This is a genomic window from Thioalkalivibrio sulfidiphilus, from assembly GCF_000377945.1.
Taxonomy (GTDB): Bacteria; Pseudomonadota; Gammaproteobacteria; order Ectothiorhodospirales; family Ectothiorhodospiraceae; genus Thioalkalivibrio_A; species Thioalkalivibrio_A sulfidiphilus_A.
Map to the genome: position 1 here is coordinate 89930 of NZ_KB898927.1, position 12285 is coordinate 102214.

11 protein-coding genes are annotated in these 12285 nt (G+C 65.6%); 9 read left to right on the forward strand and 2 right to left on the reverse strand.

Features of this window, described 5'->3' with window-relative positions; all coding sequences use genetic code 11:
* Positions 1 to 13: 13 nt before the first annotated feature.
* Both D580_RS0104260 and D580_RS0104265 read left to right on the forward strand, forming a co-directional pair.
* Positions 14 to 421 (forward strand): GxxExxY protein, encoded by a 408-nt coding sequence (locus tag D580_RS0104260; protein ID WP_018953195.1) that lies wholly within the window; start codon positions 14 to 16, stop codon positions 419 to 421.
* 69 nt (positions 422 to 490) lie between these two features.
* The gene (locus D580_RS0104265) at positions 491 to 1651 is read left to right on the forward strand and encodes an MFS transporter (protein ID WP_018953196.1); all 1161 of its coding nucleotides are present in this window, start codon (positions 491 to 493) and stop codon (positions 1649 to 1651) included.
* 98 nt (positions 1652 to 1749) lie between these two features.
* Here D580_RS0104265 and D580_RS0104270 read toward each other — a convergent pair whose 3' ends face one another.
* On the reverse strand, positions 1750 to 2610 hold the full coding sequence (locus D580_RS0104270) for a LysR family transcriptional regulator (protein WP_018953197.1): 861 nt from the start codon (positions 2608 to 2610) through the stop codon (positions 1750 to 1752).
* Between the two features lie 116 nt (positions 2611 to 2726).
* Here D580_RS0104270 and leuC point away from each other — a divergent pair, with 116 nt between their 5' ends.
* The 7 genes from leuC (at position 2727) to truA (ending at position 11972) form a co-directional block, all read left to right on the forward strand.
* The gene (gene leuC, locus D580_RS0104275; protein ID WP_018953198.1) at positions 2727 to 4139 is read left to right on the forward strand and encodes a 3-isopropylmalate dehydratase large subunit; all 1413 of its coding nucleotides are present in this window, start codon (positions 2727 to 2729) and stop codon (positions 4137 to 4139) included.
* Between the two features lie 12 nt (positions 4140 to 4151).
* Positions 4152 to 4790 (forward strand): 3-isopropylmalate dehydratase small subunit, encoded by a 639-nt coding sequence (gene leuD, locus D580_RS0104280; protein WP_018953199.1) that lies wholly within the window; start codon positions 4152 to 4154, stop codon positions 4788 to 4790.
* Positions 4791 to 4996: 206 nt separating this feature from the next.
* Entirely contained in the window at positions 4997 to 6076 is a 1080-nt protein-coding gene (leuB, locus tag D580_RS0104285) for a 3-isopropylmalate dehydrogenase (RefSeq protein WP_018953200.1), read from the forward strand.
* 236 nt (positions 6077 to 6312) lie between these two features.
* A complete protein-coding gene (locus tag D580_RS0104290; protein ID WP_018953201.1) occupies positions 6313 to 7335 on the forward strand; it encodes an aspartate-semialdehyde dehydrogenase in 1023 nt (340 codons plus the stop codon).
* 134 nt (positions 7336 to 7469) lie between these two features.
* A complete protein-coding gene (locus D580_RS0104295; RefSeq protein ID WP_231363486.1) occupies positions 7470 to 10229 on the forward strand; it encodes a FimV/HubP family polar landmark protein in 2760 nt (919 codons plus the stop codon).
* Positions 10230 to 10504: 275 nt separating this feature from the next.
* Positions 10505 to 11191, forward strand: coding sequence for a hypothetical protein (locus tag D580_RS15825; RefSeq protein WP_026289702.1), 687 nt, complete (start codon positions 10505 to 10507; stop codon positions 11189 to 11191).
* 4 nt (positions 11192 to 11195) lie between these two features.
* Positions 11196 to 11972, forward strand: coding sequence for a tRNA pseudouridine(38-40) synthase TruA (gene truA / locus D580_RS0104305; RefSeq protein WP_196799720.1), 777 nt, complete (start codon positions 11196 to 11198; stop codon positions 11970 to 11972).
* Positions 11973 to 12031: 59 nt separating this feature from the next.
* On the opposite strand, the gene D580_RS0104310 is transcribed toward truA, so the two are convergent.
* Positions 12032 to 12285: hypothetical protein (locus D580_RS0104310; RefSeq protein ID WP_018953205.1), on the reverse strand; the 254-nt coding region annotated here is incomplete at its 5' end.

Consider the following 12285-nt stretch of genomic DNA (forward strand, 5'->3'; position numbering starts at 1 on the left):
AGGGCGCGAAGGGATGCGCGAAGGACGTGAAGGAAAACTGGAACTGGTTGGGCATCAGGTCATCGACGCCTCGATGCGCGTTCATACCCGGCTCGGCCCTGGGTTGCTCGAAGGGGCATACGAGACATGCCTCGCTCTGGAGTTGCAGAACAGAGGCCTCCGGGTTGAACGACAGCGGGTAATTCCCTTCGTCTATGATGGTCATGAAATCGAGAATGCCTACCGTATGGACCTGCTGATCGAGGAGATGGTCGTCGTGGAGGTCAAGTCTGTGGATCGCTTGAACGATCTCCATCTCGCCCAATTGTTGAGTTATCTGCGCCTCGGACAGTTTGCCCTCGGCTACCTTCTCAATTTCAATGTGCAGCACATGAAGCAGGGCATTCGACGCGTGGTGAACTCGCGCGCGACGGTGATCTGAAAATATCTTCTCGCGCCCTTCGCGCATCCCTTGGCGCCCTTCGCGGTTCGCTTTTGAAAGACATCAGGAATGCCCACGACCCCCTACTGGAAACTCTCCGGTTTCTATTTCTTCTACTTCGCCAGCATCGGCGCCTTCGTGCCGTACTGGGGGCTGTACCTGCGCGATCAGGGCTTCAACCCAGCGCAGATCGGCGAACTCATGGCCATCATCATGGCCACCAAGATCATCGCCCCCAATGTCTGGGGCTGGCTGGCGGACACCACCGGGCAGCGCACCTGGGTGATCCGCGTCGCGGCGCTGCTGGCCCTGGTGTGTTTCTCCGGGGTGACCCTCTACAGCGGCTACTGGTGGATGGCGGCCATGATGGCCCTGTTCAGCTTCTTCTGGAACGCCGCGCTGCCCCAGTTCGAGGCGCTCACCATGAACCGCCTGGGCAGCCGCACCAACCGCTACGCCCGCATCCGCCTGTGGGGCTCCATCGGCTTCATCGCCTCGGTGGCCCTGCTGGGGCCCCTGTTCGAACGGGTGGAGGTCTCGGTGCTGCCCTGGATCGTGCTGGTGCTGTTGGCCGCCATGTGGCTGACCACGCTGGTCGTCTCTGACGGCCCGCCCGGGGTTCAGGCGCGTAGCACCAGCTCCCTGCTTGCCACCCTCAGGCGGCCCGAGGTGCTGGCGCTGATCCTCGCCTGTTTCCTGATGCAGGCGAGCCACGGCCCCTACTACGCGTTCTTCACGATCTACCTCGAAGACAACGGCTACTCCCGCACCATGGCCGGCCAGCTCTGGGCCCTGGGGGTGCTGGCGGAGGTGGGGGTGTTCCTGATGATGCACCGCTGGCTGCCGCGCTTCGGCGCCTGGCCCCTGCTCATGGTGGCCATCGGGGTGACCGCCGTGCGCTGGTGGCTGCTGGCAAGCCTGCCGCAACTGCTCCCGGTGATGCTGCTTACCCAGGTGATGCACGCCGCGAGCTATGGTCTCTACCACGCCGCCGCCATCTCGCTCATTCACGAGTTCTTCCCCGGTCGGCTGCAGGGCCGGGGCCAGGCCCTGTACTCATCGCTGAGCTTCGGACTCGGTGGGGCCCTAGGGAGTCTGGCCAGCGGCCATGTATGGGACGGGATCGGGCCCCACTGGGTCTACATCATGGCCTCCGGCTTGGCGGCACTCGGCTTGATAGTGGCTTGGTTTGGGGCCAAGCAGGGACGCCTGACGGCTCAGCAATGGTAGTGGCTAGTGGCTAGTGGCTAGTGGCAAGGAGCAGTGCGAAAGCGGGCATCCATATTCCCCATCCTTGCCACTAGCAACTTGCCACTTGCAACTCAAAATCAGCCAGGCCCGGGCAGCATGGCCAGCATCGCCCCGGCGGCATTGGACAGGGTGCGTTCATGGTGCACCACGCTGCCGAGGCGCCGCACGGGTCTGAGGCCGGGCAGGGGCAGGGCCTGGATGGATGCGTCCAGCAGGGTCTCCGGCAGCAGGCTCCAGCCCAGGCCGATGGAGACCAGCATGCGGATGGTCTCGAGATAAGGTGTCTCCAGGATGTGACGGGGGTGGATGCCATGCTCCGCCAGGGCCGTGTCGATGAGCCCGCGGGTGAAGGTGCCGGCGGGGGGCAGGATGGCGTCGTGGGCATTGAGGTCCGGCCGTGCCTGCACGACCAGGGGATGGTCCGAGGCCACCACCGGCACCAGGGGGTCCGCCCAGACGGTGCGGATCTCCAGGTGCGCCTCGGGTTCAACCGGCAGGGTGACCACCGCCAGGTCCACGTCACCATGGGCCACGGCCCGGCAGGCCTCCTCGGATTCCATGAAGCGGATGTGCAGGTCCACGTCCGGCCAGTGGCGGGTGAAGGCCTTGAGGATCGGCGGCAGCCGGTGCAGGCCCACGTGGTGGGAGGTGGCCAGCCACAGGGGACCCGCCACCTGGTGGCTCAGGTTCTCCAGGGTGCGGCGGGCGTCGTCCAGATCCGCCAGGATGCGCCGGGCCTGGGGCAGCAGTACCCGGCCTGCCTCGGTGAGGCTCACCTGCCGTCCGATGCGGTCGAACAGGCGCTGCCCCAGGTCGCCTTCCAGGGCCGCGACCCGCTTGCTTACCGCCGGCTGGGTGAGGTGCAGGCGTTCGGCGGCAGCGGAGAAGGAGCGGGCCTCGGCTACAGCCAGGAAGGTGCTGAGATTATCGAGATCCATGTGTTGCGCCCGACTAGATTCCAAATTGGAATCTAGCACATGAAAAACATGAATTTGTGTTATTTCATGCCCCCGCCTATGCTTTTCCCATCGCGAAATAGCGGAGGCATCCGTCCATGACCGGCAAGACCCTGTACGACAAGTTGTGGGACGCCCACGTGGTGCGCACCGAGCCCGACGGCACGGCGCTCATCTATATCGACCGGCACCTGGTCCACGAGGTGACCTCGCCCCAGGCCTTCGAGGGCCTGCGCCTGGCCGGGCGCAAGCCCTGGCGCACGGACACGGTGCTGGCGGTGCCCGACCACAACGTGCCCACCACTCACCGGGACCAGGGCATCAGCGACCCGGTCTCGCGCCTCCAGGTGGAGACCCTGAACGCCAACGTGCACGAGTTCGGCATCACCTTCTTCCCCATGAACGACGTGCGCCAGGGCATCGTGCACGTGATCGGTCCGGAGCAGGGCGCGACCCTGCCGGGCATGACCGTGGTGTGCGGTGATTCCCACACCTCCACCCACGGCGCCTTCGGGGCGCTGGCCTTCGGCATCGGCACCTCCGAGGTGGAGCACGTGCTGGCCACCCAGTGCCTGCTGCAGAAGAAGATGAAGAACATGCTGGTGTCCGTGGACGGCAGGGTGGGCCCGGGCGTCACCGCCAAGGACATCGTGCTGGCCATCATCGGCGAGATCGGTACCGCCGGCGGCACCGGTTACGCCATCGAGTTCGGCGGCGAAGCCATCCGAGCGCTGTCCATGGAAGGCCGCATGACCGTATGCAACATGGCCATCGAGGCGGGGGCACGGGCGGGTATGGTGGCGGTGGACGAGACCACCATCGAGTATGTGAAGGGCCGCACCTACGCGCCCACGGGCGATCTGTGGGAGAAGGCCGTGGCTGCCTGGCGCGAACTGAAGAGTGACGCCGATGCCCGGTTCGACCGGGTGGTGCGCCTCGACGCCACGGCCATTGCCCCCCAGGTGAGCTGGGGCACCTCGCCGGAGATGGTGGTGCCCGTGACCGGCCGCGTGCCGGATCCCGCAGAGGCCACGGATCCGGTGAAGGCTTCGGGCATGAAGCGGGCGCTCGAGTACATGGGGCTTGCGGCCAACACGCCCATCGAGCAGATCGCCATCGACAAGGTGTTCATCGGTTCCTGCACCAACTCCCGCATCGAGGACCTGCGCGCCGCCGCCGCCGTGGTGCGCGGCCGCAAGGTGGCGGACAACGTGAAGCTTGCCATGGTGGTGCCGGGCTCCGGGCTGGTGAAGCAGCAGGCGGAGCAGGAGGGTCTGGACAAGGTGTTCCTGGAGGCGGGCTTTGAGTGGCGCGAGCCGGGCTGTTCCATGTGCCTGGCCATGAACGCCGACCGCCTGGAACCGGGGGAGCGCTGCGCCTCCACCTCCAACCGTAACTTCGAGGGCCGGCAGGGGCAGGGCGGACGCACCCACCTGGTGAGCCCGGCCATGGCCGCCGCCGCCGCGGTGACCGGCCATTTCACGGACGTGCGCCAGCTGGCGCAGTCCTGAGGAGGATCTGACATGAAGCCTTTGAGCACCGTCGACGGGCTGGTCCTGCCCCTGGACCGCGCCAACGTGGACACCGACGCCATCATCCCCAAGCAGTACCTGAAGTCGGTCAAGCGCACCGGTTTCGGCCCGAACCTGTTCGATGACTGGCGCTACCTGGAGCCGGGCGAGCCGGGCATGGATCACAGCAAGCGCAAGCCCAATCCGGACTTCGTGCTCAACGCCCCCCGCTACCAGGGCGCCGAGATCCTGCTGGCGCGCAAGAACTTCGGCTGCGGATCCTCCCGCGAGCACGCCGTCTGGGCGCTCACCGACTACGGCATCCGGGTGGTGATCGCGCCGAGCTTCGCCGACATCTTCTTCGGCAACAGTTTCAAGAACGGCCTGCTGCCCATCGTCCTGGATGAGGCCATCGTGGACCGCCTGTTCCAGGAGGTGGAAGCCACCCCCGGCTATCGCCTCAAGGTGGATCTGGCCGCGCAGACCGTGACCACCCCCTCGGGCGAGGCGTTCCACTTCGAGGTGGGCGAGTTCCACAAGTACTGCCTGCTGAACGGCCTGGACGACATCGGCCTGACGCTTCAGCATGCCGACGAGATCCGCGCCTACGAACAGCGCCGCCGCGCGCAAGCGCCGTGGCTGTTTCGGTGATTCATAGAATCATGGACAGGATTAACAGGATTTTTCAGGATTCACAGGATGAAGAGCATTTGGACAGGATTAACATTTGCATGATTTCAAAGCGCTGATCGTCCTGTCTGATTCTCTTGCTCTTGAGTCTTTGTCCTGTCAATCCTGAAAAATCCTGTTCATCCTGTCCATTTGCCTTTTCAAGTAGATAACCAAGGAACCTGATCATGACCAAGAAGATCCTGGTGCTGCCCGGTGACGGCATTGGCCCCGAGATCGTGGCCGAGGCCAGCAAGCTTCTGAATGCCCTGCGCCGGGACCACGGTTTGAACGTGGAACTGGAAGAGGCCCCGGTGGGCGGTGCCGGCTACGATGCCGCAGGCAAGCCGCTTCCCGACGCCACCCTGCATCTCGCCAAGGAGGCCGACGCCATCCTGCTGGGCGCCGTGGGCGGGCCCCGGTACGACACCCTGGACTGGGAACTGCGTCCGGAGCGGGGCCTGCTGGGCCTGCGCTCCGAGCTGGCCCTGTTCGCCAACCTGCGCCCGGCGATTCTGTATCCCCAGCTGGCCTCCGCCTCGGCGCTCAAGCCGGAGATCGTGGGCGGGCTGGATATCATGATCCTGCGCGAGCTGACCGGTGGCGCCTATTTCGGCAAGCCCCGCGGCATCCACACCCGGGACGACGGCACGCGCGAGGGCTTCAACACCATCCGCTACGACGAGTACGAGATCGAGCGCATCGCCCGCAGCGGTTTCGAGATCGCCATGAAGCGCGGCAAGCGCCTGTGTTCCGTGGACAAGGCCAACGTGCTGGAGGTCTCCCAGCTGTGGCGCGAGGTGGTGGAGCAGGTGGCCAGGGACTTCCCCAGGGTGGAGCTGTCCCATATGTACGTGGACAACGCCGCCATGCAGCTGGTGCGCGCGCCCAAGCAGTTCGACGTGATCGTCACCGAGAACATGTTCGGCGACATCCTCTCCGATGCCGCCGCGATGCTCACCGGTTCCATCGGTATGCTGCCCTCGGCCTCCCTGGATGCCGCGGGCAAGGGCATGTACGAGCCCATCCACGGCTCCGCCCCGGACATCGCCGGCCAGGGCGTGGCCAACCCGTTGGCCACGATTCTGTCGGTGAGCATGATGCTGCGCTACACCCTCAACGAGCCGACGCTCGCCGACCTCGTGGACGCCGCCGTGAGCAAGGTCCTTGACCAGGGCCTGCGTACCCCGGACATCTGGACCGAGGGCTGCCAGAAGGTGGGCACCGCCCAGATGGGCGATGCAGTGGTCAAGGCCTTGAAGGCATAGGGCGGCCCATGGCCGCCGCGCTGCTGAGCGATTGGGGGATGACGGGCACGGACCGCCCTATGTCATGTGACCATGGGCGGAAAATATTAGGCAGCCCGTAACCGCCACGCCCATATCCGCGGCAGTGATGAACCTGGGTAGCCAGGGGCTTCTGGTCCGCGACCATGGACAGGATGCCCGGGATTGTTCAGGATTGACGGTATTTGACGCACAGACGTATTCAGAGAGAACTTGAGATGAGCAAGAAGTACGATGTAGCGGTGGTGGGTGCCACGGGGGCCGTGGGCGAGACCATGTTGTCCATCCTGGCCGAGCGCAACCTGCCCCTGGGCGAGGTCTATGCGGTGGCCAGCGAGCGTTCCGCCGGGTCCCGGGTGCGCTTCGGCGACCGCCACCTGGTGGTGCAGGATCTCGCCAAGTTCGACTTCTCCAAGGTGCAGATCGGCCTGTTCTCCCCGGGCGCGTCCGTGTCCAAGGAGTACGCCCCCAAGGCGGCCGCCGCCGGCTGCGTGGTGATCGACAATACCTCCCAGTTCCGCTACGACGCGGACATCCCGCTGGTGGTGCCCGAGGTCAATCCCCACGCGGTGGCCGGCTACACCAACCGGGGCATCATCGCCAATCCCAACTGCTCCACCATCCAGATGCTGGTGGCACTCAAGCCCATCCATGACGCCGTGGGCATCGAGCGCATCAACGTGGCCACCTACCAGGCGGTCTCCGGCACCGGCAAGGAGGCCATCGAGGAACTGGCTGGCCAGACCGCCAACCTGCTCAATGCCAAGCCGGTGGAGAGCAAGGTCTACCCGAAGCAGATCGCCTTCAACGTCCTGCCCCACATCGACGTGTTCATGGACAACGGTTACACCAAGGAAGAGATGAAGATGGTCTGGGAGACCCGCAAGATCATGGGCGACGACAGCATCCAGGTGAATCCCACCGCGGTGCGCGTGCCGGTGTTCTTCGGTCACTCCGAGGCGGTACACATCGAGACCCGGGAAAAGATCACCGCCGAGGCGGCCCGTGAGCTGCTCAGCAAGGCCCCCGGGGTGGTGGTGATCGACGAGCGCAGGGACGGTGGCTACCCCACGGCGGTGACCGAGGCGGCCAATCACGACCCGGTCTACGTGGGCCGAATCCGGGAGGATATTTCCCACCCCCGCGGGCTGGATCTGTGGGTGGTCTCGGACAACGTCCGCAAGGGGGCGGCGCTCAACAGTATCCAGATCGCGGAAATTTTGATAAAAGACTATCTGTAGCCTATAGTTACGCCGTATAGTTAGACTTGGTATCATGAGCGCCGTTCGCCATGGCGGCAGCGCCAGGGATCAGGGGGAGGCTTTCCGCGGAGCGGGAAGGCTGCAGAACATCAAAATGCGAAGGGGAACAATCTGTGCGTAGACTGGCGATGGGCATGGCCCTCTGGGCGCTGTTACTGGTACCGGGACTGTCACAGGCGCTGGGTCTGGGGGAGATCGAAGTCAATTCGGCCCTCAATCAGCCGCTCAACGCGGAGATCGAACTGATCTCGGTACGCCCCGGCGAGATGCAGGACCTGCAGGTCCGCGTTGCCCCGGAGGCGCTCTACCGCCGCCTGGGTATCGAACGTTCCGCCATCATCACCGAACTGCGTTTCGCCCCGACGACGCTGCCGGACGGGCGTCATGTGGTCCGCGTCACCACCAGCAATCCGGTACGCGAGCCCTTCGTGAATTTCCTGGTCGAGGCCACCTGGCCCGCCGGCCGCCTGGTGCGTGAATACACCCTGTTGCTGGACCCGCCGGTACTGTTCGAGCAGCGTGCAGAGCCCGCCCCCCGGGCACCGGTCACCGAGGCCCCGCGCGAAGCCCGACCCGCCCCGGTCGCGCCTGCCGCCCCCCGCCCCGCTGCCCCTGCACCCCGCGCCACCCTGGACACCTACCGTGTGCAGCGCGGCGACATGCTCTGGAATGTGGCCCGGGACCTGCGTCCCGACGCCAGCGTCAGCATCGAGCAGATGATGCTGGCCCTGCTGCGCGCCAATCCCGAGGCCTTCACCGACAACAACATCAACAACCTGCAGAGCGGTCGCGTGCTGCGCGTGCCCGACATGGCGGAGATCAGCCGTCTGAATCAGGCTGATGCCCGCACTGAAGTCGCCCGCCAGAACGCCCTGTGGCAGGAATACCGCACCCGGCTCGCCGCCGCGCCTCAGCCCCAGATTCCCGCCCAGCCGGTAGCCGAAGCCCCCGCGGTTCCCCGTGCCGAGGTCGTGCCGACCCCGGCCGAACAGGATGCACGGCTTGAGATACTGGCCGCCCGCGACACCGACGAGGCACGCGCCGAGGTCGAGCGCGAACTGGCGCTGGCCCGGGAGACCGCCGAGACCCGTGGCCGCGAGGCCGAGGAACTGCGTTCCAGGGTGGCTGAACTGGAATCCCTGCTGTCGCGCAGCGAGCGGCTGCTGGAACTGAATAATGCCCAGATGGCCGAGCTGCAGGCCCGCCTGGATGAGCTCGAAGGTCGCGAACCCGCAGAGCCCGCTGAAGTGGCCGAGGCGCCCGCAGTGGTTGCGCCCGAGGAGCCGCCGGTCGTGGCCGAGGCTGAACCGGCCCCCGCGCCTGTGGAGCCTGCGGTGGAAGCCGAACCCGTTGTGCCCGACGAAGCCGTGACCCTCAGCGAGGCCGAACGCATGGCCGAGACCGCCGAGGCGCCGGCCGTCGAGGTCGCCCCTGCGCCGGAGGTGGCCGTGGCCCCCGCGCCGGCCCCGGCCCCTGCAGCCCCCGTCCAGCCCCGTCCCGCGAGCCTGGTCGACGAGATCATGGCCAGCCCCAACCTGATGATGATCGCGGGTCTGGTGCTGCTGCTGGTGCTGCTGCTGATCTGGCTGATGATCAAGCGTCTCGGCAAGGGCAAGCGTGCGGCCGCCGCCTCCGGCATGGCCTCACCGGCCGGCGGCCGGACCGAACCTGCCCTGTCCGGTGGCGAGGGCGCCCTCGCGGCGGCCGCCGCCGGCGGTGCCATGGCCGGTGCCGCTGCCCTCGCGGCCGACCACGCTGAGGCAGAAGGTCAGGAAGCCGAACTGAGCGAAACTGAAGAAATGACAGCTGCCGGGGCCGAAGAGGCCGAGTCCCCTGCCGCTGGTGTCGAGAGCGAGGAGATCATCAACGACGACACCATCGCCGAGGTGGATGTCTATCTGGCCTACGGCCTGTATTCCCAGGCCGAGGATCTGCTCAACAAGGCCGTGCAGGAACACCCCGAGCGCGTGGATTACCGCTTCAAGCTGGCGGAGACCCACTATGCCAACCGCAACGTGGAGGCCTTCGAGGCCAACGCCCAGGCCATGCACGACACCCTGGCAGGCCGTCCGAGCCAGCTGTGGGAACGTGTGCAGTCCATGGGTCAGGAGCTGAATCCGGCCAATCCGCTGTTCTCCGGCGCAGCCGCCATGGACTTTGCCGCCAGCGGCGAAGCGGCTTCCACCGAGGTGGATCTGGACCTGGGCGTGCAGGATCTGGAGGGTTCGCTGGAAGATCTGGACCTGGGCGAGGAACCGGTTGCCGAGCCAGAGCCTCTGGAGGCGGAAGCCGCCGCCGAGGTGGATCTGGGTATTGAGGAAAAAACCACCGCCTCAGCGGATGAGGCCCTGGAATTCGACCTGGGCGACCTGGACCTGGGTGGTGAGGATCTGGAGACGGAACTGATCGACACCACGGCGGAAGCCGAGGCGGAAATGACCGCACCCGTCAAGCCGCTGGACGTCTCCGCGGAGCTTGAAGAGAGCCTGGAGATCGGCGCCTTGGATGAGGACCTGGGCGCCGGCCTTGACGAAGAGCTTGCCGCCTCCTTCGACCTGGAAGGCGAGACCACGGCGGCGGAACGTCCCGTGGGTATCGATACCGCCGAGGACGACACCCAGATCATGGAGGAGGATTTCTCCGAAATCGATTTCCTCGGCGAGGGTGCAGAAGGCGAGGAACTCCTGGTCACCGACGAGGAGGAACAGGCGCTGCCCTCCGGTGACGAGGTCAGTACCAAGCTGGACCTGGCCCGTGCCTACATCGACATGGGTGATTCGGAAGGGGCGCGCAGCACCCTCGAGGAAGTCCTGAGCGAGGGCAACCCCAGCCAGAAACAGGAGGCCCAAGGGCTGCTCGACCAGCTGTCCTGAGTCGGGTAAACCTAGGAGCCTGTCGGACTTAGGCTGCGCCTACTGCGCCGGTGGGAGAGCGGTCCATTTTTCCGATCCTTTTCGTCAAATAGCTACGGCTATTCTCCTCAAACGATCGGAAAAATGGCCTCGCTCTCCCACCCGGCTCGCTACGGGCACCTAAGTCCGACAGGCTCCTGGCAACGGGTGCGGTCCGGGAACGGGCCGCACCCGTTTTGTTTTAAACGATCGAAGCCATTGTGGGGCTGATCTCGCGCGCAGCTGATTCCTGACTCATGCACCCAAGTCTTCGCATCCTCGCCGTCATGCTGTTCATCCCGTTGGTCGCTCACGGCGGATGGCTGGTGGCCCTGCTAGGCGCCTTCGGTGTCGCGCTGCTGCTCACCGGCACCGGACGGGCAGGCTGGGCTCGCTTCCTGGGCATGAACCGCCGCCTGCGCTGGTTTCACCTTTCCATCTTGCTGCTGTTCGGATGGTTTACGCCCGGGCGGGAACTGCTGCCCATGGCTGGATCGCTGTCTCCCACGGCTGAGGGCCTGCTGGTCGGGGCCGGCCGGGTTCTGATCCTTGCCATGGTGGTTGGCGCCGTGGTCTGGCTCCTGGAGCGCAGTTCCAGGCAGGACCTGATCGCCGGGCTGCTGTGGCTGACCTGCCCGCTGGCGTGGTTCGGTTTTCCCCGTGAACGCTTTGCCGTGCGCCTGACCCTGGTGCTGGAGACCGTGCCCCAGGTTCAGCCCATCGTGACCGAGGCGCGCCAGGCGGGTGAATCACAGGGGGCGAAGGATTGGCCCTCCCGGGCCCGCAGCCTGTTCGACCGGGTGATCGAGCGGGCCGAATCGGCGCCCTGCGAACCCATCGAGATCGAGCCGGGAAGGCCGCCCAGTGTGCGGGACTGGGGTGTGCTGGTACTGATGTTCACGCCGCTGCTGGTGTTGATGCTGTGGGAAATCCTCCGGGTCTGAGATGATGCGCATTGCTCTCGGTGTGGAATACGACGGTTCCGGATTCTGCGGCTGGCAGACCCAGTTGCAGGGGCGTGCCGTGCAGGCCTGCGTCGAACAGGCCCTGTCCCGGGTGGCGAATCATCCGGTGAGCGTGGTGTGCGCCGGGCGCACCGATGCGGGTGTCCACGCGACGGCACAGGTGATCCATTTCGACACCGAGTCCGTGCGCACGGCCCGCTCCTGGGTGCTGGGCGGCAACACCCATCTGCCGCCGGAGATCAGTCTGCTGTGGGCAAAAGAGGTCGGTGAGGATTTCAGCGCGCGCTTCTCGGCACGCAGCCGCCGCTACCGTTACGTGATCCTCAACCGCTGGGTGCGCCCCGGTGTGTTGCATCGCAAGGTGAGCTGGCACCATCCACCCCTGGATGCCGAGCGCATGCACGAGGCCGGGCAGCGCCTGCTGGGTGAATGGGACTTCACCAGCTTCCGCGCGGTAGGCTGCCAGGCCAAGAGCCCGGTGCGCACCCTGCTGTCCCTGTCGGTCAGCCGCCGTGGCGATTTCATCTACCTGGACGTGCACGCCAACGCCTTTCTGCATCACATGGTGCGCAACATCGCCGGTGTGCTCATGGCCGTGGGGGAGGGGGAGCGGCCGGTGGAATGGGTCTCGGAGGTGCTGCACGCCCGGGACCGCACCCTGGGCGGTGTGACGGCGCCACCCCATGGGCTGTACCTGGTGCATGTGGAGTATGAACCGCAGAGTGGGATTGTGTTGGAGCCGGTGTTGCCGGAGTTCTGAGTGTGGGTACGTGGGGGCTGGCTGTTTGAATGTTGGTTTTTTTAAACCCAGATTGTCCATTAGCCGGCATGCAGCCCATGAATGACGGGCGGGGCGGATGCATTGGCCCAGAGACCCGCGAACCAAGCACGTTTTCGACGGGGTACGGATAGCATCAGCTTGTTCTGTTTGACATCCGGGTGCCAAGAGCCGCCGATGGCCAACACCAGGCCATGCAGAGTGGAGAGGGTATGCTGGATTCGGGAACGCAACACGGCCTGACGAAACAGGCTCATCAAGTTGTAGGCCAGCATCGCAAAGCCCAAGGCGGCTT